20 protein-coding genes are annotated in these 25,632 nt (G+C 61.4%); 3 read left to right on the top strand and 17 right to left on the bottom strand.

The genetic code is table 11. The annotated features are described in order from the left end of the window. Positions 1-17: 17 nt before the first annotated feature. From FH08_RS0117690 to FH08_RS0117680, 3 genes are read right to left on the bottom strand one after another with little or no spacing between them, the layout of a single operon-like run. A complete protein-coding gene (locus FH08_RS0117690; RefSeq protein ID WP_081889508.1) occupies positions 18-1,661 on the bottom strand; it encodes an efflux transporter outer membrane subunit in 1,644 nt (547 codons plus the stop codon). A 1-nt stretch (position 1,662) separates the two neighbouring features. Then, positions 1,663-4,848 (bottom strand): efflux RND transporter permease subunit, encoded by a 3,186-nt coding sequence (locus FH08_RS0117685; protein WP_031359607.1) that lies wholly within the window; start codon positions 4,846-4,848, stop codon positions 1,663-1,665. 28 nt (positions 4,849-4,876) lie between these two features. Continuing rightward, positions 4,877-6,154, bottom strand: coding sequence for an efflux RND transporter periplasmic adaptor subunit (locus tag FH08_RS0117680; protein WP_031359606.1), 1,278 nt, complete (start codon positions 6,152-6,154; stop codon positions 4,877-4,879). A 448-nt stretch (positions 6,155-6,602) separates the two neighbouring features. On the opposite strand from FH08_RS0117680, the gene FH08_RS0117675 reads away from it, so the two are divergent. After that, positions 6,603-7,253 carry a TetR family transcriptional regulator gene (locus FH08_RS0117675; protein ID WP_031359605.1) on the top strand — a complete coding sequence of 217 codons (651 nt, stop codon included), beginning with the start codon at positions 6,603-6,605 and terminating at the stop codon, positions 7,251-7,253. Positions 7,254-7,262: 9 nt separating this feature from the next. On the opposite strand, the gene FH08_RS0117670 is transcribed toward FH08_RS0117675, so the two are convergent. The 11 genes from FH08_RS0117670 to FH08_RS0117620 all read right to left on the bottom strand — a co-directional run bounded on the left by FH08_RS0117670 (position 7,263) and on the right by FH08_RS0117620 (position 19,274). Next, entirely contained in the window at positions 7,263-8,027 is a 765-nt protein-coding gene (locus tag FH08_RS0117670; RefSeq protein ID WP_031359604.1) for a CoxG family protein, read from the bottom strand. A 47-nt stretch (positions 8,028-8,074) separates the two neighbouring features. Further along, a complete protein-coding gene (locus FH08_RS0117665; RefSeq protein WP_031359603.1) occupies positions 8,075-8,437 on the bottom strand; it encodes a DUF427 domain-containing protein in 363 nt (120 codons plus the stop codon). Positions 8,438-8,685: 248 nt separating this feature from the next. Then, positions 8,686-9,117 (bottom strand): carboxypeptidase regulatory-like domain-containing protein, encoded by a 432-nt coding sequence (locus FH08_RS0117660; RefSeq protein WP_051888348.1) that lies wholly within the window; start codon positions 9,115-9,117, stop codon positions 8,686-8,688. Positions 9,118-9,468: 351 nt separating this feature from the next. Continuing rightward, entirely contained in the window at positions 9,469-11,028 is a 1,560-nt protein-coding gene (locus tag FH08_RS0117655) for a DegQ family serine endoprotease (RefSeq protein ID WP_031359601.1), read from the bottom strand. A 65-nt stretch (positions 11,029-11,093) separates the two neighbouring features. Next, positions 11,094-12,419 (bottom strand): ATP-binding protein, encoded by a 1,326-nt coding sequence (locus FH08_RS0117650; protein ID WP_031359600.1) that lies wholly within the window; start codon positions 12,417-12,419, stop codon positions 11,094-11,096. Then, the gene (locus FH08_RS0117645) at positions 12,419-13,081 is read right to left on the bottom strand and encodes a response regulator (RefSeq protein WP_031359599.1); all 663 of its coding nucleotides are present in this window, start codon (positions 13,079-13,081) and stop codon (positions 12,419-12,421) included. Before FH08_RS0117645 ends, FH08_RS0117650 begins: the two co-directional genes overlap by 1 nt. A 153-nt stretch (positions 13,082-13,234) precedes the next feature. Further along, positions 13,235-14,734, bottom strand: coding sequence for an aldehyde dehydrogenase family protein (locus FH08_RS0117640; RefSeq protein ID WP_031359598.1), 1,500 nt, complete (start codon positions 14,732-14,734; stop codon positions 13,235-13,237). A 95-nt stretch (positions 14,735-14,829) separates the two neighbouring features. Beyond that, positions 14,830-15,690, bottom strand: a complete 861-nt coding sequence (locus tag FH08_RS0117635) for a molybdenum cofactor biosynthesis F family protein (protein WP_031359597.1) — start codon at positions 15,688-15,690, stop codon at positions 14,830-14,832. 197 nt (positions 15,691-15,887) lie between these two features. Continuing rightward, complete coding sequence (locus FH08_RS0117630) at positions 15,888-17,006, bottom strand: class II histone deacetylase (RefSeq protein ID WP_031359596.1); 1,119 nt, start codon at positions 17,004-17,006, stop codon at positions 15,888-15,890. Positions 17,007-17,057: 51 nt separating this feature from the next. Then, positions 17,058-18,254, bottom strand: coding sequence for an MFS transporter (locus FH08_RS0117625; RefSeq protein ID WP_031359595.1), 1,197 nt, complete (start codon positions 18,252-18,254; stop codon positions 17,058-17,060). 12 nt (positions 18,255-18,266) lie between these two features. Continuing rightward, positions 18,267-19,274, bottom strand: coding sequence for a porin (locus tag FH08_RS0117620; RefSeq protein ID WP_035566483.1), 1,008 nt, complete (start codon positions 19,272-19,274; stop codon positions 18,267-18,269). 399 nt (positions 19,275-19,673) lie between these two features. Here FH08_RS0117620 and FH08_RS0117615 point away from each other — a divergent pair, with 399 nt between their 5' ends. Continuing rightward, positions 19,674-20,777 carry a helix-turn-helix transcriptional regulator gene (locus FH08_RS0117615; protein ID WP_051888343.1) on the top strand — a complete coding sequence of 368 codons (1,104 nt, stop codon included), beginning with the start codon at positions 19,674-19,676 and terminating at the stop codon, positions 20,775-20,777. A gap of 128 nt (positions 20,778-20,905) precedes the next feature. Here FH08_RS0117615 and FH08_RS0117610 read toward each other — a convergent pair whose 3' ends face one another. Genes FH08_RS0117610 through FH08_RS0117600 form a run of 3 tightly spaced genes read right to left on the bottom strand, consistent with a single transcriptional unit; the run spans position 20,906 to position 24,516 of the window. After that, on the bottom strand, positions 20,906-21,928 hold the full coding sequence (locus FH08_RS0117610) for a histone deacetylase family protein (RefSeq protein WP_031359592.1): 1,023 nt from the start codon (positions 21,926-21,928) through the stop codon (positions 20,906-20,908). A gap of 13 nt (positions 21,929-21,941) precedes the next feature. Beyond that, positions 21,942-23,186: a Zn-dependent hydrolase gene (locus FH08_RS0117605; RefSeq protein ID WP_031359591.1), complete on the bottom strand. Its 1,245-nt coding sequence runs from the start codon at positions 23,184-23,186 to the stop codon at positions 21,942-21,944. A gap of 19 nt (positions 23,187-23,205) precedes the next feature. Continuing rightward, positions 23,206-24,516, bottom strand: a complete 1,311-nt coding sequence (locus FH08_RS0117600; RefSeq protein WP_031359590.1) for an MFS transporter — start codon at positions 24,514-24,516, stop codon at positions 23,206-23,208. Positions 24,517-24,642: 126 nt separating this feature from the next. Here FH08_RS0117600 and FH08_RS0117595 point away from each other — a divergent pair, with 126 nt between their 5' ends. Continuing rightward, positions 24,643-25,611 carry a LysR family transcriptional regulator gene (locus tag FH08_RS0117595; RefSeq protein ID WP_031359589.1) on the top strand — a complete coding sequence of 323 codons (969 nt, stop codon included), beginning with the start codon at positions 24,643-24,645 and terminating at the stop codon, positions 25,609-25,611. Positions 25,612-25,632 lie beyond the last annotated feature (21 nt).

The raw sequence follows: 25,632 nt of genomic DNA, 5'->3' as shown, positions 1-25,632 counted from the left end.
CTGGACCACGTAATACCTTACCCTGCCGATCCCACTGCTTTCCCGTCGGCATCAACCTGCGGCTTTGCAGCCGGCACCAGATGCTGCACCGGAACCAGCTTCGCAGGACCTGCCGAAGCCGAGCTGACCGTCGCACCGGAAGCCGCAGGCGCAGCAGCCGCCGTCGGCGTGCCAATATCGCGGTAATTCGGCATTGCATCCGAAGGACGTGGCTGATCGCCTGCATGCTCGACCCAGCCGCCACCCAGCTCACGATACAAATCGACGAGATTCGTCACGCGGTTCAGCCGCGCCGTGATCAGCAACTGCTGCGCGGTGTACAGGTTCGTCTGGGCCGTCAACACGCTCAGATAGTTGTCCACGCCGTTGCGATATCGCATATCCGACAGCTCCAGCCCGCGAGCCTGCGACTTCACAAACAACTCGAGCGCCTTGATCTGCTCGTCGTAAGTGCCGCGCGCGGCCAGCCCGTCCGCCACTTCGCGGAACGCCGTCTGGATCGCCTTCTCGTAATTCGCGATCTCGATGCGCTTCTGGATCTGAGCCAGATCCAGGTTGGCCAGGTTCGTGCCGCCCTCGAAAATCGGAATCGAGATTTGCGGTGCGAACGACCATGCCGCCGAACCCGGCTTGAACAATGTGCCAAGCGAAGGCGCCAACGTCCCGAAGCTACCCGTCAGCGAAACCTTCGGGAAAAACGCCGCACGCGCAGCACCGATGTTCGCGTTCGCGGCAAGCAGTGAATGCTCCGCCGACGCAATATCCGGACGCCGCACGAGCAGGTCCGAAGGCAACCCGGCAGGGATATCGGCGAGCAGGTTCTGGCTGTCGAGCGGCAGGCCCGGCGCCAAATCTGCCGGCAGCGGCTCTCCGATCAACAACACCAGCGCATTCTCGGCCTGCGCCCGCAGACGCAATTGCGACTGAAGGTTGGCAGCGGCCTGTTGCAGGATGCCTTCAGACTGAGTCACGTCGAGTTCGGTGCCTACGCCGTTATCGAATTGCAGCTTCGTGATCCGATACGACTCTTGCGCCGTCTTCAACGTATTGCGCGTGACGGTGAGCTGGTCGTCGTCCGAGAGCATCGTCAAATACTGGTCGGCGACTTGCGACACCAGCGAGATTTCCGCCGCCTTGCGCGTTTCCGCCAACGCGAAATACTGCTCGAGCGCCTGGTCCTTCAGGCTCTGGATCCGCCCGAAGAAGTCGATTTCCCAGGACGCATTCACGCCGACCGAATACTGGTTCGAGATGGTCTGCCCGAACAACGACAGATCCTTCGGCGTGCGCGACTTCGTCTGCGACCCGACGGCGTCGAGCGTGGGCAGCAACTCGGCACGCGTGATCTGATACTGCGAGCGCGCCGCTGCCACGTTGAGCATGGACACGCGCAGGTCACGGTTGTTCTTCAGCGCGATTGCAACGATCTGCTGCAAGCGTGCATCGACGAAGAAATCGCGCCAGCCGATGTCCACCGCCGGCTTCGCCTGCGCGGAATCACCAGGCGCAGCCGACGACGTTGCGTCCGGCTGCTTGTCATAGACGCCGCCCGTCGGGAACGTCTGGTCGACGGGCGCCGCCGGGCGCTCGTACTTCGGCGCCATCGTGCAGCCTGCCGCGAAAAACGCGACCGCTGCCGCTATCAAGGAGTGTTTTAGCATCTCAATGTCCTTCCTTGGCCGGAGCAGGCGTGCCACCGTGGCCACCATCATTGCCATCGCCGCCGTGGGTGTGCTGCGGCGTACCCTTGTCGTGGCTGATTTTGCTGATCACCACAAAGAACATGGGGATCATGAAAATGGCCAGGAAGGTCGCCGTCAACATCCCGCCGATCACGCCCGTTCCAATGGCGTGCTGGCTGGCTGAACCCGCGCCGTTACTGATTGCAAGCGGCAACACGCCGAGAATGAACGCCAGCGACGTCATCAGAATCGGGCGCAACCGCTGACGCGCCGCTTCCATTGCCGCTTCAACCGTGGTCCTGCCCTGGCTGCGCAAATCGCGTGCGAATTCCACGATCAAAATTGCGTTCTTCGCCGACAACCCCACCGTAGTCAGCAAGCCGACCTGGAAGAACACGTCGTTTTCCAGCCCGCGCAAGGTAGCCGCGAGCAACGCGCCCAAGATACCGAGCGGCACGACCATGATCACCGAGAACGGAATCGACCAGCTTTCATACAACGCCGCGAGACACAAGAACACGACGAGAATCGAGATGCCGTACAAGATTGGCGCTTGCGAACCCGACTGGCGTTCCTGCAGCGACAAGCCCGTCCATTCGTAGCCAATACCGGCCGGCAACTTCGCCGCGATCGCTTCAATGGCCTGCATAGCCTGACCCGTCGATTTACCCGGAGCCGCCGCACCCTGGATTTCCACCGCGGAAATACCGTTGTAGCGTTCGAGCTTCGGTGAGCCGTAGATCCATTCGCCAGAACCGAACGCTCCGAACGGAACCATCGCGCCGGCGGTATTGCGCACGTACCACTTGTTCAGGTCTTCCGGATTCATGCGGAACTGCGCGTCGCCCTGTACGTACACCTTCTTGATCCGGTTATCGACGTCCAGGAAGTTGTTCACGTACGACGAAGCCCACGCGATCGAGAACACCTGGTCGATAGTCGCCGGCGACAAGCCCAGCGCATTCGCCTTCTCCCGATCCACGTTCACCTTGAACTGCGGCGTATCGTTCAGGCCGTTAGGACGAACCTGCGCGAGCGTCGGATCCTTGGACGCCATGCCAAGCAGCATGTTGCGGGCTTCCATCAGCTTCGCGTGACCGAGACCCGAGCGATCTTCCAGCTCAAAGTCGAAACCTGAAGCCGTGCCGAGTTCCGGAATGGACGGCGGATTGACCGGGAAGATCATCGCGTCCTTGTAGCTCGCGAAGTGCCCGAACATGCGTCCGACGAGCGCGCCCACCTTCTGGTCGGCATGCTGGCGCAGCCCATAGTCCTTCATCCGCACGAACACGAGGCCCGAGTTCTGGCCGCGGCCCGCGAAGCTGAAGCCGTTCACCGTAAAGACCGCTTCGACAATGTCCTTCTGGTCCGTCAGCAGCCAGTGGGTTACGTCGGCGAGAACCTTGGCCGTGCGTTCCTGCGTAGAACCCGCCGGCGCCTGGACGAGCACGAACATCGTGCCCTGGTCTTCGTCAGGCAAGAACGACTTCGGCAGACGGACGAACAGGAAACCCACCGCGACGATCACCACCAGATAGATGATGAGCCAGCGCCCGGAGCGCTTGATCACGTGCTCCACGCCGCTGTGATACTTGTCCTGGCTCTTCGTGAACGTACGGTTGAACCAGCCGAAGAAACCCTTCTTCTCGACGTGATGATCTTTGTCGATCGGCTTCAGAAGGGTCGCGCACAATGCCGGCGTCAAGATCAACGCGGTCAGCACGGACAAGATCATGGCCGCGACAATCGTCAGCGAAAACTGCCGGTAGATCGCGCCCACCGAACCGCCCGAGAACGCCACCGGCACGAACACGGCCGACAGCACGAGCGCCACGCCAACCAGCGCGCCGGTAATCTGGTCCATCGCCTTGCGGGTGGCGTCCCGAGGAGATAAACCCTCCTCGGCCATCACCCGCTCGACGTTTTCCACCACCACGATCGCATCGTCCACCAGCAAGCCGATGGCGAGCACCAGCCCGAACATGGAGAGCGTATTGATGGAGAAACCCACCAGCCCCATGACCGCGAAGGTACCCAGCAGCACGACCGGCACGGCGATGGTCGGGATCAACGTGGCCCGCAGGTTCTGCAGGAACAGGTACATCACCAGGAACACCAGCACGATCCCTTCGATCAGCGTCTTGACCACTTCTTCAATAGACAGCTTCACGAACGGCGTGGTGTCGTACGGATACTTCACGACCAGGCCTGCCGGGAAATACTTCGACAGGTCGTCGATCTTCGCGCGCACCGCCTTCGCCGTGTTCAGCGCGTTGGCGCCTGTCGCGAGCTGGATGCCGAAGCCGGCGGTCGGCTGACCGTTGTACTTGGTATCGAAGTTGTAGTTCTCACCGCCCAGCTCGATGCGCGACACGTCCTTCAGGCGCACTTGCGAGCCGTCCTGATTAACCTTCAGCAGGATATTGCCGAACTGCTCAGGCGTTTGCAGCAGCGTAGCTTCCGTGATGGTCGCCTGCAGCATCTGGCCCGGCACTGCCGGCGTGCCACCCAGACCGCCGCCTGCCACCTGCACGTTCTGTGCAGCGACAGCGTTGGTCACATCGAGCGGCGTCAACGCGTAGTTGTTCAGCTTGGTTGCATCCAGCCAGATCCGCATGGCGAATTGCGAGCCGAACAACGTCACCGTCCCCACCCCGTCGATACGGCTGATCGGATCTTCCACCTTCGACGCCACGTAGTTGGCGAGGTCGTAGCGGCCCATGCTGCCGTCCGTGGAGACGAACGCCATCACCATCAAGAAGCTGCTGCTCGACTTCGTCACCTTGGAGCCGAGCTGCTGAACGGCTTGCGGCAAGAGCGGCGTCGCGAGTTGCAGCTTGTTCTGCACCTGCACCTGCGCGATGTCCGGATTCGTGCCGGCCGCGAACGTCAACGTAATGGTGGCCGTACCGGAGTCATCACTGGTGGAAGACAGGTACAGCAAGTGGTCGAGGCCGCTCATCTGCTGCTCGATCACCTGCGTTACCGTGTTTTCCACCGTGCTGGCGGACGCACCCGGGTACGTAGCACTGATCTGAATGGCCGGCGGCGCGATCGTCGGATACTGCGCGACCGGCAACGTGAAGATCGAAGCGATCCCCGACAGCATCAGAATAATGGCGATCACCCATGCAAAAATCGGGCGATCGATAAAGAACTTTGCCATGAAACAGGCTCCCTTTTATTGCGCCTGATTACGCGCCTGATGCCGCGGATGCTGCCGCCGCGGAAGTGGGTGCCGGATTGCTCGAAGCCGCCGCACCGCTTGCGCCGGCGTCTGCTGCCGCAGGAGCTGCACCTGGAGCCGCGCCGGATGCCGGTTGAGCCGCCTCAGCCGGAAGCTGTGCGTCGACAGGCTTCACAGTCGAGCCCGGTCGCGCTTTCTCCGTGCCCTGCACGATCACGCGATCGCCCGCATTCAGGCCGCTATCCACGACCCACTTGTCGCCGTAGGTACCCGACGTCACCAGTTGGCGCAAAGCCACCTTGTTGTCCGGACCGACCACGAGCGCCGTCGGCTGCCCCTTCTGGTCATGCGTCACGCCGACTTGCGGGACCACCAGCGCCTTGTCGTTCACACCTTCGTCAATACGCGCACGCACGAACATGCCTGGCAGCAGCACGCGGTCCTTATTGGGGAAAATCGCGCGCACGGTGACCGAACCGGTGCCCTGGTCCACGCTCACGTCGGAGAATTGCAGCTTGCCCGCTTCCGAATACGTGCGGCCGTCTTCCAGGATCAGCGTGACCTTGGCGGCGTTGACGCCACCGGTCTGCAAGCGGCCTTCCTGAATGTCACGGCGAAGCTTCAGGCCGTCCACGCTCGATTGCGTCAGGTCGACATAGACCGGATCGAGTTGTTGAATCGTGGTGAGCAACGTGGCGGCGCTAGCCTGCACGTAAGCGCCCGGCGTGACCTGCGACAAACCCGTGCGGCCCGTGATAGGCGACACTACGTCCGTATAACCGAGGTTGATCTGCGCGGTGTCGACAGCCGCCTTGCCCGACGCGACGTCGGCTACGGCCTGGCCTTGAGTCGCCACGGCGTTGTCGTAGTCCTGCTTGCTGACCGCGTTTGCCGCAACGAGGATCTTGTAGCGCGCCGCCTGGGCGTTTTGCGTGACAACGTTGGCCTGCGCCTTGGCGAGTGTTGCCTTGGCCGTGTTCAGGGCCGCGATGTACGGTGCCGGATCGATCTTGTAGAGCCGCTGGCCCGCCTTCACTTCCGCGCCTTCAATGAATTCACGACGCAGCACAATGCCGTCGACCCGTGCACGAACCTGGGCGACCAGAAATGCACTTGTGCGGCCAGGCAGTTCGCTCACGACAGGAACGGTGGTGGGCTGGACGGTGATGACCCCGACTTCGGGGGTTTGGGGCGGCGGTGCTGATGGTTTTTGTCCGCAGGCTGCAAGAATCACGGCAGCCGTCGCGGCACTGATTAAGCGGAATGGAACCCGTTCGACGCGCATGGAGCGACCTCTGTCAAAGACTGAGATTGAAATAAGTGCGCGGCCGCCTTCTACGGGCGGGCCGCTACGAGCGTCTGGAGACGCTTACCAGTAGCCAGTGGGCGCAAAAACCAGTGCCCCGACCATCATTCGTCCGCAGCGCCTGGAGCCGTTTCTGTGTACGGCTGCCGCTGACAACGCCCTTGGATGGGCACGCGGACGGACGGCGGAATGAAAGCTGTGTCGGATATTAACCGGTCAGTGCTGCTTGGGCTATCGTTGGACGGATGGTATTGTATATACATTCACGAACGAACGTAAAAGAGACGATCGTACGTGAACAAGAGCAGTGCGAGGGGAATCGTCTCGAAGGATTGGCGGGCGATGAACAAATGTATGACGTCGCTGCAGTGCAATGTAAGACCGCAGTAAACTAGCTGCGGGCAGGCAAGCAGGAACCCACGAAATAATGGTCAGACGAACCAAGGAAGAAGCGGCGGAGACGCGCAATAGTATTCTCGATGCAGCAGAACGCGTGTTCTTCGAGAAAGGCGTTTCGCGCACCACGCTGGCGGACATCGCGCTGGAAGCCGGCGTCACGCGCGGCGCAATCTATTGGCACTTTGCGAACAAGGGTGATCTATTCACCGCCATGTTCGACCGCAGCCTGTTACCGCTTGATGAACTGGTCGAAGCAACGCTCGACACCAAAGAGGCCGATCCGCTTGGCCGGATCCGCGACATCTTCATCTGGTGCATGCGTAATATCGCGCTCGACGAGCAGCGCCGGCGCGTATTCGACATCCTGTTTCTCAAATGCGAGTTCGTGGAAGACATGGGGCCGGTGCGCGAGCGGCATCAGACGAACATGCGCGAGGGGAAAGAGAAGATCGAGCGCGGACTGAGCAATGCAGTCGACAAAGGCCAGTTGCCGCCCATGCTCGATACGCGCCACGCCACCACCATCCTGCACGCGCTCTTCACCGGCATTCTCTACGACTCGCTGATGTGGCCCGAGAGCATCGACCTCAAGAATGATGCAGAACGCCTGATCGATTCCTGTTTCGACGTCATGCGCTACAGCCCCCATATGCTGCTGCGTTCCGGCGACCCCTCGTAGCGGGGCGTGTTATCGCAGACCGTAGCGCTGCGCTAGAAACAGGAATACGGCGACACAGCAGACCAACGCGGCCCACGCCCAGGCGGGCAAGCTGTGTGGATGTGGATGGCGAGGCGCGTGACCGGGCAGCCGATGACGCAAGACGCCGCCAATAACGTCGGCCGTAGCCGCCGCGCGGGATTTGTGCGCCGCGGGAGGGCCGTGACGCGCAAATGCAGCCGACATAGAGATCGGCCGCAAGAACACATGCCGGCGCGAGACAGCCGGCTTGAGCGCGGCAGCAGGCTGATGGCCATGCTTCGCCCGCACGACTTCGCAGAATTCGATAAAAAAATCGTCGGCGACTTCACGCAGTGAATTTTCTATCTGGCGTGCCGGCAAACCTGCCAGCGGGCCGGTGAGCGTCGCCCAGACCGTGTATTCAATCCATGTAGATGAACCGTTGGCATCCGGAATCAGCGCCACCGCGATTTGTCCGCGCAACGATCCCACGCCTTCGCCACACGCCTTAAAACTGAGGGTTTGCGCGTCGACTTCGCCGGGTTGTCCGTCATGACGCGGCAAACGGGTTGCATCCGCAACGTGTGCCCGGATTGCGTAGTGCGCCCGCAACGCGCCAAGCGGCACCGTCAACCTCAATGTGTATTCGCCACCGGCAAGACGTACCAGCGATTCGCAGTTATCGATACTCGCGCGCACCAGCGCAAGATCTCCCAACGCCTCGCGCACCTGAGCGGGTTCGAGCGGAATGCGTAAAGCATCGGCGACTTCCATTGGGCCCTCCCCATGCATGGCGCCCATTTTTATATTGACCCGGCGTTTCAGGTACCGGCCGTCTCGTCGATACGATCGACCCGCGACGGATAAAACGCCAGATAGCTTTTAATTTTCTCGACGCCTTCTTTCGGCTGCTCGTAACTCCAGACAGCGTTTTCCACCGGACCGTCTTCTGTCAGCAAATGGTAGTACGTTGCGTCGCCCTTGAAAGGGCAATGCGAGGTATGCGTGGACTTCGAGAGGCGCGCCATGTTGACATCGGCACGCGGGAAATAATGCACGGGATCGTGGCCTGTCTCGATCAGCGTCAACGCCGCGTGTGTGTCCGCGTACGTCACGCCCTGATGAATCACGCGATGGCGTCGCGTATTCAGCGAGATTTCAATGTGATGGGTGTCCGTGCTCATCGCGCGCTCCCGGTACCAAAAAACTGAACGTCCGCCGTCGCGTTTGCAGCAGCGACATAAAAAAGCCACGGGTTTTCCGGGACCCGTGGCTTCATTATGTGACAACTTGGGGGTGCTTGTGCAAGCTCCGTTAGCGTCTTTGGTACCTGCGCCACACTTAACGAATCGCCGCAGTCTTTTGCTTCATATGCGGTTTTGCGTACGGTAGCTCACCACGGCGCATGGTGCGTTTGATGGTGTTTGACGGCCTACTGCATGGACCAGTGGAAATCGGCCTTCGCCTTCCCGTTGCCGGCCACCGTCACCCCTTGCTTCTTTTCCGAGTCTTTGTATTTGGCGTAAACCGTGTAATGACCCGGGGGCAGTTTCACCAGCATGTACGGGCCCATGGCGTCGGTCTTGAGCACTTCTGCGTCCTTAGCATCGGCAATACGGACGTGGACATCAGAGAGATAGTCCGACGTCGGCCCCGTGAAACGCAACGAGAGCGGCCAATGCGCCTGTTCGCGAATCAGCGCGTGCGATTCGTCCAGGCCCACGCCGCCGGATGTGAACGACACGTCGCCCTGCGTCTGGACCTGCGGCAGCCCGCCGCCGTTCGTGTTGCCGGCGCTGCTCATGTCGCTCGTTCCCCCGCCTACGGTCTGCGCGAACGCGGCGCCCGCCATTCCGAACGTCATCGCGGCTGCTAGCACGGCAATGGACGCCTTTCTCGCGGCAGGCCGGCGATGTTTAGTTAACGTAACGGTGTTTGCTTCGGTAGATGCTTCAATCGCTGCTTTAGTCGTCTTGGTCATCGTGATCAGCTCCTTATGAACTTCAGACGCCTTCATCGGCGTTGCGCTTGTCTCCCGACGTGCAGCACGCGAAGTTTTGCGCAGCCGGGCTAAAGCGCTTCGGGAGAGAAACTATGCGCACGGTTCATGCCTGCAATTCACGCTATTTTCCAGGGCGGCATTGTTGCATGCCAAGTTACGCATGCCGCCCTGTTCCCGCATCGGCCTTCAGCCGACATTTCAATTAGCCTACTGTCAACCCAGATCCACCGGCACGAAGATCTGCGCATCATCGCGCTGGATCAGCAACGCGATGCTGTCGCCTGCGTGAGCCACCATCGTCTTCAATTGCTCCACGCTCGTGATCGGCTGGCCGTTGACCGCCAGGATCACGTCGCCGGCCTGGATGCCGGCGCTTTCAGCCGCGCCGCCCGCTTGCTGCACGAGCAAACCGCGGGACAGCGACGCGCTTTGCTTTTCGTCAGGCGTCAGCGGCCGCACCGAGACACCCAGCCGTGCGTCCTGCGATGCCGAATCAGCCTGGTCCGCACCCTTGCCCGTGCTAGCAGTCTTTGCATCGGACAACGTGCCCACGGTCACGCTCAGGTCCTTCGTGGCCTTGTCGCGCCAGACCTGCACCTTGGTCGTGGTACCCGGCGGGAGCGCTGCCACCTGCGACGGCAACGCGTTCGAGTCCGCAACCGGTTCGCCGTTGACCGAGAGGATCACGTCGCCGGGCTGCAGGCCAGCCTTCGCCGCCGGACCGCCCGCTTCGACGGAACTCACGAGCGCCCCATTCGGGCTTTGCAGGCCGAACGACTTCGCAAGCGTCTGGTCCATGCCCTGCACGGTCACACCAAGGCGGCCGCGATCCACATGGCCAGTCTTCACCAGCGCGTCTTTCACCTTCATGGCTTCATTGATCGGGATTGCGAACGAAAGTCCCTGGAAGCCACCGGTCTGCGAATAGATCATCGAATTGATACCGATCACTTCGCCTTGCAGATTGAAAAGCGGGCCGCCGGAATTACCCGGATTCACCGGCACGTCGGTCTGGATGAACGGCGTGTAATTCTCGTTCGGCAACGAGCGCGATTTCGCGCTGATGATGCCGGACGTCACGGTGTTATCGAAACCGTAAGGCGAACCGATTGCGACCACCCACTGGCCGACCTTGCTGCCGTTCGGATCGCCAATCTTGACGACCGGCAGGTTCTTCGCATCGATCTTCAGAACGGCGACATCCGACTGCTTGTCCGTGCCGATCACCTTCGCATGGTATTCGCGTTTGTCGGTCGTCTTGACCGTGATCACGTTGGCGCCGTCGACCACGTGTGCGTTGGTCAGGATGTAACCGTCGCTGCTCACGATAAAGCCCGAACCCAGGCTTTCGCTTGGGGTATCAGCGGCGTTCTGGCCGTCGTTACCGCCCATGCCCGGCACGCCATTACCGTAGAAATGCTTGAAGAATTGATAGAACGGATCGCTCGGATCGATCGGCAATTGCGGATTAGCTCCGTTCGCCCCGCCGTTCATGCCACCATTCATGCCGCCGTTCATGCCGTTGCGGCGCGACGCAGTCTTCACCACATGTTTGGCGCTGATGTTGACGACCGCCGGGCCGTAGGTTTCGACCAGGCCGGAGAAATCCGGGATACCGGTCTTTGCAGCGGCTTCGGCCGGCATCATGGCGGCTTGTACCGGTGTGATGACCTGCGGCGCCGGTACGTTCCGGTTTCCGGCGACGTAACCCGCCGACAAGGCGACGACAACAGCTGCTGCAATGGCGCTGCGGGAAATGACCTTCGAATTCATCGTGTGCTCCTCGGGGATGCGCTTCAGGATGAAACGAAGATTAAGAGGCGCCGCTTAAAGGGCACTTAAAGCGAGGTATTTAAAGCAGAGCTGAATTGAATGGAGACGAGCAGACCGCCGTTTTTCGATTCGGCGAGCGACACTTTCGCGTCATGCTGAAGCGCTATCCGGCGCACGATCGCCAAGCCCAGGCCGCTGCCCGCCACGTCCGTGCGCGCACGGCTGGCGCCCATTCCCGCCCGATAAAACCGGTCGAACACACGCTCGCGTTCATCGGCGGGAATGCCTGGGCCGGTGTCCGCTAGTTCCACCGTGGGATGGCCGTCTTTCACCTGCAGGCAGACGTCCACGCGGCCACCGCTCGGCGTGTATTTCGTGGCGTTATCGATGAGATTATTGAACATCACGCGCAATGCGTTGGCATCGCCGGAGATGGTCGCCGGTTCGTTCGCCTCGATGCCCAGGTCAACGCCCCGCTGTTGCGCCACCAGCACGGAGCCACCAACACATTCGTCCAGCAGCGCATGCAGGTCCACTGGCTTGCTTTCACTCTTGCCGTCGGGTTCCGAGCGTGCGAGCGCAAGCAGTTGCTCGGCCAGCCGCGTGGCGCGCGTGATACCCGCCTGCAGGTCGTCGAGCGCTTCCTTGCGCGACTCGTCGTCCTTCGCGCGCGCCACCAGTTGCGACTGGATCTGCACGGCGGCAAGCGGCGTGCGCAGCTCGTGGGCGGCATCGGCGACGAAAGCCTTTTGCGTATCGAGCGCGGTCGCGAGACGGGAGAGCAGCGCGTTCAACGCGCGCACGACAGGCACGACCTCTTCGGGCAAGCGGTTGTCGGGTAGAGGTTCCAGCGCTTCGGGATGACGGGTGTCGAGCGCACGCGTGACGCGTTGCAACGGCTTCAAACCCCGTCCGACGATGATCCATATCGCCATGCCGAGCAGCGGCAACAGCACCACGAGCGGCCACAAGGTTCGCCACGCGACACCCGCTGCCAGCCGGTTGCGGATGGACAGCGGCTGCGCGAGCTGGACGACGTTATCGCCAACAATGGCGCTGTAGACGCGCCATACGCCGCGCGGCGTGGCTTCGGTGGAGAAGCCCAGTTCTGCGTGGGGCGCCAGCGGCACGCGCGGGTGCGAGTAATACATGAGCACGCCGTTGCGGTTCCAGATCTGGATCACGACGCCTTCGTCGCTGTCGCTGCGCGACTGCAGCACCGACGAAAACGGCTCCGACGGCAACGCGGCCGCGATCTGTTCCAGTTGATAGTCAAACAGTTCGTTTGCTTCGGCCAGTGCCTGACGATAGATCAGCCAGCCCGCAAACCCCACGCCGACGATCACCAGCGCCAGCAGCCAGACCAGCAGTTGGCGGCGAATGGAATGCATCAGGCTTCCTTCGACACCATGTAACCGAGTCCACGGACATTGCGGATAAGGTCGGGCCCAAGCTTTTTGCGCAGCGAATGGATGTAGACCTCGACCGTGTTGCTGCCGATTTCCTCGCCCCAGCCGTAGATTTTTTCTTCAAGCTGGCTCTTCGATAAAACCGCGCCCGGGCGCGCCATCAGGGCTTCGAGCAACGCGAATTCGCGTGCGGACAGCGCTACGGCGTTGCCTTCCAATGTGACCTGGTGGCCCACCGGGTCCAGCGTCAATGTGCCGTGGCGGATCAGGGAGTCGCCGCGGCCGGCGTGGCGGCGGATCAGGGCGCGCATGCGAGCGCCCAGTTCGTCAAGGTCGAAAGGTTTGACGAGATAATCGTCGGCGCCGGCGTCGAGGCCTTTTACACGATCGGCGATGGAATCCCGCGCCGTGACAATCAGCACGGGCAGCGCGTTGCCTCTTGCTCTCAGGCTTTTAAGGACATCGAGACCGTCGCGTTTCGGCAAGCCGAGGTCCAGCAGCATGAGATCGTAAGGTTCGCCACCTACCGCCGTTAGGGCCGCTTCGCCGTCCTGCACCCAGTCCACCGCGAATCCGTCACTGCGCAGCGCCTTGCGGACGCCTTCCGCAATCATTCTGTCGTCTTCTACTAGCAGGATTCGCATGTTTCGCTCTGCGGCTCTTGGCGGCCTTGCGGCCCGGGCGTTCATTTTAGCCGGGACGGATCAAGCGGGGCTTAAAGGGGACTTAAGACGGGTTTTCGTCGCCCCCCTTGCACACGCTTCGGTTTGCACGTTTCAGCTATCCTGCCGCCGGCACTAATGAGCGATGCACACCGATTTCGTTTCCGTGAAACCCTCAATCGCGTATTTGCCGAATTCGCGGCCTATTCCCGACTGCTTGTAGCCGCCAAACGGCATGCCTGGATCCAGCGGAACGTGGCAATTCACCCATACCGTCCCGGCTTCCAGTCGAGGGATCAGATTCATCACCGCCGTGAGGTCATTACTCCACAGGCTGGCAGCCAATCCATAAGGGCTATCGTTCGCAAGACGAATCGCTTCTGCAGGATCGTCAAACGGTATGACAGCAAGCACGGGGCCAAAAACCTCGTCCCGCACAATCGACGCGTCCGGCGGTACGTCCGCCAGCACCGTCGGCCGGACGTAATAACCCCGGCTCATGACCGGCGTGCCGCCCGCAAGAAAGCGCAAACCCTCCGCATGCGCGCGAGCAATATGGTCCTCGACCCGATCGCGATGTCGCGCCGATACAAGCGCGTTAATTTGCGCCGACGGGTCAAGGCCGGGACCCAGTTTCATCGCGTTGGCGATGTCGGCGAGTCCATCGGCAACTTGCCGGTATCGGCTGCGATGCACATAGATCCGCGAGGCGCCCGCGCAGACCTGCCCCTGGTTGAAGAAACCACCCATGATGGCGCCCTGCACCGCTTGATCGACATCGATATCGGCGAGCATCACGGCCGGATTCTTGCCGCCAAGCTCAAGCGAGAAACGCGTCATGTTATTCACCGCGGCAGCGCCCACGAGTTTGCCCGTGGGCGTCGAGCCGGTGAACGAGATCTTGCTGACGCCAGGATGGGCCGCAAGCGCCGCGCCGCATTCCGGTCCGCCCGTGATCACGTTGAAAACGCCAGGCGGCACGCCCGCCTCAAGTGCGAGTTCCGCAAGCCTGAGCGCCGTGAGCGGCGTCTCCGCCGAAGGCTTGATGACAACCGTACAGCCCGCAGCAAGCGCAGGTACGAGCTTCCAGACGGCGATCATCAGCGGAAAGTTCCACGGCACAATCCCCGCAACCACGCCAATGGGCTCCTTGCGGGTGAAGGCCGTGTATTTCGTGCCGGGTGGAAACGGGATCGATACATCGAGCGTCTCGCCCGTAATCTTGGTCGCCCAACCCGCCATGTATCGAACATATTCAATGGTCGCTCCGACCCCTACCGCCCGCGCGACATTGATCGATTGCCCCTGGTTGAGCGTTTCCATTTGTGCGAGGTCTTCGCCGTGTGCCTCCAGCAAATCGGCTAGACGCAACAAGATGCGCTCACGCTCCGAAGGTCGCAGGCCACTCCACACACGGGCGTCGAATGCCGCGCGGGCGCTTCGCACCGCGCGATCGACGTCGCTCACGTCCGCGTCCGGCACGCTTGAAATTCGCTCGCCGCTCGCGGGATCGAAAATATCGAGCCGGCGCGGGGAATGCGCAGACTGCCACGCTCCATCGACAAAAATCCCCAGTTCGCGCTTAATAAATGAACAAACGTCGTTGTTGACTACCACTAAGCCATCGTTACGCATGTCGATGTTTTCCAAAGTGAGGAGTGTTGGAACCGAAGGGGACTTTCCGGTCTGGACTGGTCGTATAGAACCGTCGACGCTCGCGTTTATCTGCCTCACGACTCGCGCCCCAGCCGCCGGCCTCGCCCATCGACCTTCAATCGTTGTGGATATCGCGTGATGTTGATCACCTCGGCCTGTGCGCCGACCGGAAAATTCGAGACGGCGTCGAACGAATCACCCTGATATCCAATGATCTTGCCGTCAGTTTTCATGCGCGCCAGATCGATCATCACCACGCCCAGCGTCGGAATGACCTTTTCACGCCAGACGAACAGATAAAGCTGCTCGTCGATGCGAAAACAGTGGCACCGGTCAACGTCCGCCAGCCCCTGCTCTGCACCCTCCAGGCATTGCCACGCGTAGAAGTGCTCGTTCAGGTAGATATGCTCGTAGCGCTCGGTCTCGCTATAGATGTAGAGATTGCGCATGCCGATCAACTCGGTCGTCGGGGCATGCAGCGCGGTTGCATCGACCGTGGGCGCCGCCGCCGCGCCGTGTGCGATCACACCGTGTCGGAAGCTCGCGCGCACGGAGGTCAATTCGTCGCCGCGTTCGACCCGAGTGAACGCATCGACGCGCGTTTCGCGCTCGCCCGGCAAGGTGCCGGTGACCGACGTAGCCAGTCCGCGACGCAGGTCGAGCACGAGGCTGGTCGATGACGCGCCGTTCTCGCCGCCGCAATAGTCGACGAAATAAATCCCGTCACGCACCGAGCTTGCGCGATAGGCGTGTTCGCCGCTCGTCGTGCGCAAGGTGTCGGCGGCGAGGAATTCCAGTGCCAGAGAGGAACCGTCGCTGAATTGCAACCGCAAATCGCGACCGGCCAGATCCGCGGTGGCGGGCAGTATGTTGCTGTTGGGCGCGAAGCCTTCGGCGAGCGCGCCGACTTGAATGAAACCGGGCTGTGATGTCATGGCAATAGAACTCCTTGAAAGTTAAAACATAGGGGGCATCGACGGACAAACGCTTGCCGCGACGAGCAGGCAACAAGCACCTGCCTCCGCCTGCAGCACGCCACTTTTTTTGGGACGGCACTTGATCGACGCGGCCGGTGCAATTGCCCGATCGAAATCAATCGCTGGCTCTGATGACTGCAGACTGCGGACTGCGCTCATCGTGAATATCCAGCTGCCAATTCATCGATAAGTTGACGCTGGAACTGCACGAACCGTTCGTTGGGCTGCTGCGCGATGGCAAGATCAAGCATTGGATCGATCACGTCAGTGCGCACGCTCGCAAGCGTCTCGACAATCGCGTGACCGCAAAAAGGCACATACGCCTCCGAATAGCCGCCTTCGTGAACGATCGCGAGGCGCCCGGCGCAATGCCGGTCCGCGGCGTCGAGCATGAGGCGCGTCATGGCGCGGTAGCTTCCTGTATGCAGCAGCATCCGCGCGAGCGGATCAACGGCGCTCGCATCCAGCCCGCTGGCTACCACGATCAGTTCGGGCCGAAACCGGTCGAGCGCGGGAATCACAATGCGCTCCATGGCATACAGATACGCGTCGTGGCCGCCGCCCGGCAGCAACGGAATGTTGATATTCGCGCCGAGCCCCGGGCCTGCGCCGCGATCCGCGGCACCGCTATAGCCCGGTGGAAAGCATCGGTCCTGATGAAGCGAGATGGTCAGCGTGTGGGGGTCTTCGTAATAGATCGACTGCGTCCCGTTACCGTGGTGGACATCCCAGTCGATCACCGCGACACGCTCCACCTGATGCTTCGCCCGCGCCGCCTCGATAGCAACCGGAATGTTGGCGAGCAGGCAGAATCCCATCGGCTTGTCGCGCAGGCAGTGGTGGCCTGGCGGGCGCGACAGCGAAAACGCGTTGCTCGCGCGACGTTCAAGCACGCGATCGATGGCACCAATGGCCAGACCAGCCGATAACGCCGCGATCTCGTAGCTGCCTTTGCCGAACGGCGCGAGGTCGCCGGGGTCGCCGAGATCGCCACCCGTTGTGTCGCTCAGGGCCTTGAAGCGTCTGAGGTACTCACGCGGATGAATACGCATGAGCTCGTCGTCGGTTGCCATGGACGCGCTGCACATGTCGAGCTGATTGCCGAGGCCGGACATCTGGATCAATGAGAGGAGACGACGTTTCGAATCGGGCGATTCGGCGTAGCCACCGCTCGAAGGAGGCTGCACCCAACCGCCAACGGGGAAAAATAAAGCGTGGGCGCCGCTGGTGTGCCAGAACGTGCGTTCATCGGTGAAAAAAGCGGTGTGGGCCATCGTGTGACTCGTTTTGGAATGGTTCGTTGGTAGGGCAGGCGCAACCGTGCTTCAGCTTCGCTCGACACGAAGCAGGCAGACGAGTGAAAGCGTGCAAATTGCCGCCGCGCCGGCGAACAGCGTGTGGAGGCCAGTGCCTGCGTCGAGCAGAAAACCGGCGATCAGCGGGCCCATCGCGAGACCCGCACCGATCACAAAATTGAGCGAAGCGATCAGGCGCCCGGAGTGATCCTTGTTCGCGGCGGCCGCGAGAATGAATGGCAGAACGAAAGTCCAGGCGAACTTGAAGGCGAAGATCGTCGTCATGTAAGCCTCAACGCTTGAATTGACGGAAAGTCCGGCCAACGCAGCGAAGAGCGATCCGTACCCCGCCACGAGCATCGCGCGGCGGGCAAAGCGGCCGCCGATCAGCGAGGCAGTGCCCGCGCCGGCGATGCCCATCACGCTGGCGATTGCCAGTACGCTGCCGCTGCGGCTCGCATCGAGTCCCGCAAGCGAGGCGGCCTCGCTTGCAAAGGTCCAGACACCGCCAATGGCAAGGTAGAAGACAAAGACGCCGGCAATGGCGAACACTGCGTTGGCTGTGCCGGAGGTGTTGCCACCTGTCGCCCCGGCCGTGTGTTCGTTGTGCGTGTCACGCTGATGACGCTTGCCGCCCAGTGCAGGATCGAAGCCGCGTGTGAGTGGAGCGGCGCAAAGTGCCAGCAGCGCGAGCGTGACGTAAAGCGCACGCAAGCCGAACGCATTGAAGAGATGCGGCAGCAAGAGCAGGCCGAGCGCGCCCGCGACCAGTTGTCCCACGACCCACAAACCATAGACCCGGTCACGGTCGCCGCTGGTTGCGGCGCTCGTCATGCAAAGCACCATCAACGTTCCGCCACCGAGCGCCGTGACTGCCCGCAGAGCCAACAACCCGACGAAGCCGGGCATCACGAGCGCGGTGATCAGGTTGCCGACGCAAAACACGGCAGTCGCCCATCCCGCCACGCGGCGAGCGTCCACTCGGCCGAGCCATAAATACGAGGGCACGGTGGCCAAGCTGAATGCGCCGAGTTCGACAAAAAAGTACGTGCCGATCTGCGATGCGCTCAAGCCCATCGGTCCGCCGAGTTGCGCGGCGACCGCCGGTGCGACCAGCAGGAGTAACGGTGTTATTGCGGCGAAAACAACGAGGGAGACAAGTGTCGACCGGGTGAACCCGCGTGCGGGACCCACGCTTGGCCCGACGGGAGCCAGATAAGTTTTCATAAGTAGCGGGTCTCAGAACAGGTGGACCATACCGACCATCGCGCCAAGCTGCGATGCGCCGTTGAGCGGAGCCGGGTCGTATTCGTAGGCCGTCTGCGAGCTATGCCCGCTGTTGCGCGCGAAGCCGAGGTTGGCGTAGACGGCCGAGCGCTTGGAAAGGTTGTAGGTGCTGCTTGCGATAAAGAGCGTTGGATGCCCGATGCTCGGCGTGTTCGAGAACGTCTGATAGACGCCGCCCGCAAAACCGAGGGCCGGGGCGGCCTGATAGCGAACACCGGCCCACCCGACCGTCTTGGTAGGCGCCAACGAGCCGGTCAGGCGTTCGACGCCGCCATACACCGTGAGGGGATCGATACTCCAGTGCGCGGCGAGCGTCCCGACCGTCAACTGCTGGCCCGAGGTATCGGTCGCTGAGGCAACCGTGCCTTGGCGACGATGCAATACCGCGCTCACGCCCAAGACCTTGCTCGCATATTCACCGCCGATCTCCAGCACCCGGCCGCTACGTGAGTTGCCAGCGACGCCACCCGTCGCCGCCAGTGCTTCCGCGTTGAAGCCGCCGAATTCGCGGGTCTTGTACTTGAATGCGTTGTCGATGAAGTTCGACATCATTGGCATGAGTACGCCCTGGCCGCCATACGCCGCGTATTGCAGCGGATCATAGAGAACGGTCTTGTCGAACAGCACGCTGAACTGACGGCCGATGGTCGCGGTGCCGAAGGTACCCGTGAGACCAACATACGCACCGCGGAAGAACGCAAGCCCGGGCACCGTCGGCGTGCCATCGTTGAGGTTGAGGCCTTGTTCGAGTTTGAAGAAGGCCTGCAGGCCACCGCCCAACTCCTCCGTGCCGGTCACCCCGATCTGAGACGGCAGGACTCCATAGTTTTGCAGGCTCACCGACTCATGCTGTCCATCGGCATGCGTCAAGTACTGCACGCCTGCGTCGAGTATCCCGTACATCGTCACGCTCGATTGGGCCGACGCCGCGCGTGGGGCGAGGACCTGCGACGCGAGCATGCAGCAATACGCGGCGCGAAGCCTCCGATAGTTTCGTTTCATTAGCCAGGCTCCAGACCGTCTCTTGGTTTTAGGTGTTGTTGTGGATGTGCCGCAGAAACAGTGTCTGCATCCCCACGAGCATTGAACAGTCGTTCAGATGGACGATGCGGGAAACCCTGGGATAGACATCGAAACAGGACCTGGCGGGCTTGTTCGATGAAGCGAGAGTGCGCGACGATGCGGTGGGTCGCGCAGAGGATGCGCACACCGTTCAAATGGAGGGGACTGGCTCGATTTATTCGTAGGACTATTTAAATAGTCCGGGTATGATTTATCTTAGTCAGGCGAAACGGCTCGACGAGCATCCGTAGCCCGTGCGAGGAGCAGAGCGTGACATTCATCGTTGACCCCGGCGGGATGGACGTACAGATCGAGGACGTGCCAGATGCCATATCACTTGACCAATGCACCGCCCCATCCGGGCGCGCGCGCCGCGTCGATTTCGAAGGAGCTTTCGCCCGCAATGGCACGTCGTCGCGGGACCTGAGCGTCCTGTTGCTCGAGCTCTATGCGCTAGCTGGCCGCAGCGACATCGGCGAGTTTGAGAAAGGTTTTTTTGGACTGCTTGCCGAGCAGTTGCCCTTCGATGCCGGCTGGACCGGCGTGGCGACCCATGCGCTCAGCGGCCCGGTTATGCACAACAGTTTTATGGTCGCCCTAAACGAAGACTTTTTCGCGGGCTGGACCGGCATTCGCGATTGCGATCCGCTCGCACAACGCATGTCGGGGCGTTATGGAGAAGCGATGTCGATTTCCATCGTCGACCCTGGCATTGCTCCGCGCTTTCGTGACTGGGCCATCAAACACGGCCTCGCGCAATTGATGTGCGTCTTTACGCTCGACCATCGGTTCGGGCTGACCACTTTTCTCTCGGTGTATCGGCGAGCACTAGACAAGCCGTTCTCGAAAGAAGATGCCCGCAGGATTGAAGACGTGATTCCGCATCTCGCCGCAGCGCTCACGATCAACCGCTCGTTCCAACTCACGCGCGAACGCGCTGACCGCGTGAGCGTACCGGGACGCGCGCTGTGTGATCGATTTGGAACCGTGCATCAGGGGGACGTTGGATTTTTCGCCATTCTGCGCAGCGAATGGCCGGACTGCGAGCATGGCTCGCTGCCGCACGCGCTTGTGCGCCATCTGCGCAACGATTCGCGGCGTGCCTATGCGGGGAAGTCGATAGTCATCCGTTGCTTGCCAGTGGCCGGGTTGTTTCAGCTCGACGCGCAGCCTCGCTCGCCACTCGATCGTCTGAGTCCGCGCGAGCTGATCGCTATCCGCCTCTTTGGCGGAGGGATGTCGCACAAGGAGGTTGCGCAGCGCATGGCAATCGCGCCGACGACCGTGCGCCACTACTTGCGCTGCGCTTATAAAAAACTGGAAATGCACAACAAGAGCCAGATTCAGCGGTTGCTTGGTCTTGGCATGCGCGGCAACGGTTCATTGATTGGAACTGATTGAGTCGGGCCGGGTTGTTGGCGTGCAGGGAGGGCGCGCCCGCTGTGCTCGCGCGCGGCTCGAAATCGAGCACTGGTTTCTCAACCCTGCAGCTTGACGATTGCGCCACGCGCATCGCGAATCCCCGTTATTCAGCGCCTCGCGTTGAATCCATCGAAGAACGCGCGCGCATTCACTTCCAGCGTATCGATGTGATACCCGCCTTCCTGCACGATCAGCGTAGGCAATTTCAGCGCGCCGATCGCGCCGCCTAGCTTGCCGAATCCTTCGGTCGTCACCGCAACCATCGACTGAGGATCGTCCTTGTAGATGTCAAAGCCCAACGCCAGCACCAGAACATCCGGCTGGAAGCGCTTAAGCACGCGCGCGGCGGTATCGAGTGAATCGAAAAACACCTCCTCCGATGAACCATGCGGCATCGGCAAATTCACGTTGTAACCTTCGCCGGCCGCCTCGCCGCGTTCATCGTCGAAGCCGGCTACGGCTGGATAGAAGTTCGTCGGGTCCCCGTGAATAGAGACATACAGCACGTCGCTGCGGTCATAGAAAATTTCCTGTATACCCTGGCCGTGGTGCATGTCGGTATCGAGGATTGCAACGCGGCCGTACTTCGCACGCAGCGCCTGCGCCGCGATTGCCGCGTTGTTCAGATAGCAGAAACCGCCTGCGGCTTCGGCACGCGCATGGTGCCCCGGCGGCCGGCACAATGCGTACGCCTCGCGTTCGCCGTCCAGGATCGCGTTCGCGCCCGCCAGCGCGCTTTGCGCCGACCAGTAGGCAGATTCGTAAGTGTCAGCGCCGACCGGGCAACTGCCATCGGCGAGATAACGCGCCGCTTGTCCGAGCACACCACGTAGCGGATTGTTCTCGCGGATGTACACATTCGACATCACTTCGTCGCCCCATTCGGCAGGCATCTTCTTCCACTCGCGATGCGCTTCCTCAAGGAAGCGCAAGTAGTTCATGCCGTGCACCGCGGCGAGCGGCGCAGCGCCAAAGTCGGCGGGTTCGCGGACATCGAAACCCATGGCCTTCGACGCCTCGACCAACCGCAACGCACGCTCCGGAATCTCTTGCGGCGTGCGCATCTGACCACGCGAAAGGTACGTCCGCGGATGATGCTTGAGTTGCGAAGGATGGAAGTAAGTCAGCATTTTAAAATCCTTGTTACGCGTCAACTGTCGCGCCAATCACCGCACGCGCCAGTACCGCATTGATCAAAACATTCGCGCCGCACGTGACGTCTTCGGGGAGCGCGTCCTCGGCTTCGTTGTGCGACAGGCCGTCCACGCAGGGGATGAAAACCATCGCCGTGGGTACGTGCCGCGCGAGGTGGATGGCGTCGTGACCCGCGCCGCTGACGATACGTTCGTACGAGTAGCCGAAGCCTTTGGTGGCTTCTTCCACGAGATCGACGCACGCGGAATCGAACGGCGTCGCGGGGCTTTTCCAGTACGTTGCGATGTCGGCTTCAAGCCCGCGATCCGCAGCGATCTTGCCGAAGGCCGCACGCACTTCGTGTTCCATCGCATCGATTTGCGTATCGTCGGGATGACGCAGGTCGACCGTGAACACAACGCGCCCCGCAATGGTGTTACGCGATGAATTCGGCACGTCCACCTGACCGATCGTGACGAGTCCCAGCGGCGCGAAACGTCGCGCGATAGATTCAAGTTCAAGCGCCATCGCCGCGCTCGCAAACAACGCGTCCTTCCGATACGGCATCGGCGTCGTGCCGGCGTGCGCAGCAACGCCCGTCACTTCGACATCAAGCCAGCGGATTGCCTGGCCACCGGTGACAACGCCGATCGGATTGCCATGACTCTCCAGAATCGGCCCTTGTTCGATATGCGCTTCGAAATACGAATCGACGTCTTGTACGCCGAGGCAGCGTGTTCCCGCACACCCGATTTCATTCAAGGCCTCGCGCAACGTCACGCCCTGCGCATCCTTCGTCTGCAGCGCAGTGTCCAGCGGCGTCGCGCCGACAAACACCGCCGAGCCGAGCATGGCCGGTGTAAAGCGCGCGCCCTCTTCGTTCGTCCACGAGACGAGCTCGATGGGCTTCTCGGTCACCACGCCGTGATCGTTCAACGTGCGCACCACTTCGAGCGCGGCCAGAACACCATAGACGCCATCGAAGCGGCCGCCTTCCGGCTGCGTATCCAGATGACTGCCGATCAACACGGGCTTCGCATTCGCATTCGAGCCTTCGCGACGCGCGAACAAGTTGCCGACTTCATCGGTACGCACCGTCATTCCCGCTTCACGGCACCACGTGGCGAACAACTCGCGCCCTCGCCGGTCCTCCTCCGTCAACGCGAGGCGACGTACACCGCCCTTGGGCGTTGCGCCGATTTTCGCCATGGCCATCAGGCTTGCCCACAGGCGCGGGCCGTCAATTTTCAACATGCTTCGGTATCCTCTAGAGTCAGCGAGCAGCCAGCGCTTCCGGGGCATCGGCACGACGATGTTTCAGCGCATCAAGCGCGACAATCGACAGCAGCGAAATCCCGGCGAGACATGTATAAAACACCGCCAGCGGCCACCATTGCCCAGTAAATTTATGCGCAAGCCAGGTGCCCACTAGCGGCGTCAAACCGCCCGCAATCGCGCCGCAGACCTGATACGAAATCGAGATCGCCGAGTAGCGCACACGCACCGGAAACACCCCGCTGACAAACCCTGCGATCACCGAATAAAAGCTCGCCATGCAGACCACGGCAATCGCGATGCCGATAATCATCGACACCATGTTGCCGCTTTGCACGAGGATGAACATGGGATAGGGCGAGATCATCGCGCACAAGGCCGTGAGCTTCAGGAAGCGCGCACCGCCGATTTTTTCGGCGAGCAACGCGGCCAGCGGCTGCGTGAGGAACTGGATGATCGCAACCGCAAACAGGCAATCGAGGATCAGCGATTTCGTCACGCCCACATACTGCGTCGTGTACGAAATCATGAAGGTATTGGTGAAATACACGCCGGCAATCCCAATCGTATTCGCGCCGATGCAAAACGCGACCAGCGCGCCCGACGAGCGAAATACTTCGGCAATCGGCAATTCAACCGTGCGCTTGGACAACTTCTCCCGCTCGAATTCCGGCGACTCGTTCACGCCCATGCGGATCAGGAGACCAACCACGAGCAACACCGCGCTCACCAGGAACGGCAGGCGCCAGCCCCACGCGATGAACTCCTCATGCGGCATCGATGTCACCGCGCGAAACGCGATCAGCGACAGGATCAGCCCGGCGGGACTGCCGAGTTGCGCGAACGATGCAAAGAACGTCCGCCGTCCCTTCGGTGCATGTTCGGCAGCCATCAACACCGCTCCGCCCCATTCACCCCCAACCGCGATGCCCTGCACCACGCGCAGTAACACCAGCAGCACCGGCGCGAGCAGGCCCACCTTCGAATAAGCCGGCAGCAAGCCGACGCAGACGGTCGCGACGCCCATCATCATCAGCGTGGTCATCAGCGCTTTCTTGCGGCCGATCTTATCGCCGAGATGACCAAAAATCACCCCGCCCAGCGGCCGGGCGAAGAACCCGACGGCGAACGTCGCGAATGACGCCATCGTGCTGATGAACGGATCATGCGACGGAAAATACAGCTCGCCGAACACCAGCGCGGCGGCGGTAGCGTAGATGTAAAAGTCGTACCACTCGATCATCGTGCCGATGAAAGCAGCGGTCGCCGCGCGTACGGGCTGGCGAGTCGGACTGGGTGTTGGGATCACGGTGTCTCCTGATTCGCTTGGTTTTTGCAGGTGGTCAGAATGTTTTATCGCCAGCCATAAAACATTAGTCCAATTTCGATTTATTATTCGCTGTATAAGTTTTGCTAATACCTTGGATATTTCCCTATGGCTCAACGGCGTGTGGACATAGCGCGGTTCCTGAACGACCGGCTCGACTGGAATCTGCTGCGGACCTTCCTGGTCATCATGCAGGAGCGCAGCGTGAGCCGCGCCGCGGCGCGCCTGCATCTCACGCAACCGGCGGTGAGCCAGGCGCTCAAGCGCCTGGAAGACACGCTCGGGCGCAACCTGATCCAGCGTCGCGGCCCGCACTTCGAGCCCACGCACGCGGGCGAAGAGGTGTACCGGATCGCCAGCGATATCTACGGCCACATGTCGCGACTCGAAACCGAACTCGATGACCGCAGCGAAGACATCACCGGTTCGATCCGGCTGCTCACGGTGAGCCGCATCGATTCAGGCGTGTACGACGAGTTTCTCGGCGAATTCCACCGGACCTATCCGCGTATCGACCTGCATATCGAGGTCATGCGTTCGTCGGACATCATTTCGTCGCTGCTGCAAAAGACCGCGACGGCGGGGCTGAGTTTGTGCCGCACGCCCATCGATAAACTCGAGCAGCGCTGTTTCCTGCGCCAGAGATACGCCATTTTTTGCGGCCGATACCATCGCTTGTTTGGACGGCACGGGCTGACCATGGAAGATTTGCTCGCGGAAAACTTCGTGTCATTCACGAGTGATCAAATTGGCGACAGTTTGTCGCCGCTGACCGTGTTTCGGGATCAGCGCGGCTTCACGGGACGGATCGTGGCGGCATCGCCCAGTCTGGACGAAGTGCGGCGGCTGATCTTCGCGGGGTATGGCATCGGCTGCCTGCCCGAGCACATAGTCCGCGACGACCTCACGCAACAGCGCCTCTGGCGATTGCCGCCGGAAGAGGGTCTGGTCGATGTCGACGTCGACCTGCTGTGGCATCGCGGACGCAAGATGAACGCGGCGGAACAGGCTTTCCTCGATGGCATGGAGCGCACGATGCAGCGTTATTCACTGCCCGAACGGCTGGCGCCGCGCTGAGCCCGTCGTGCCAAGTCTGCG

The organism is Caballeronia sordidicola (assembly GCF_000729995.1).
GTDB classification, from domain to species: domain Bacteria; phylum Pseudomonadota; class Gammaproteobacteria; order Burkholderiales; family Burkholderiaceae; genus Caballeronia; species Caballeronia sordidicola_A.
Note: the sequence above shows the minus strand (reverse complement) of the source record. Positions and strands in the feature narration are given on the sequence as shown.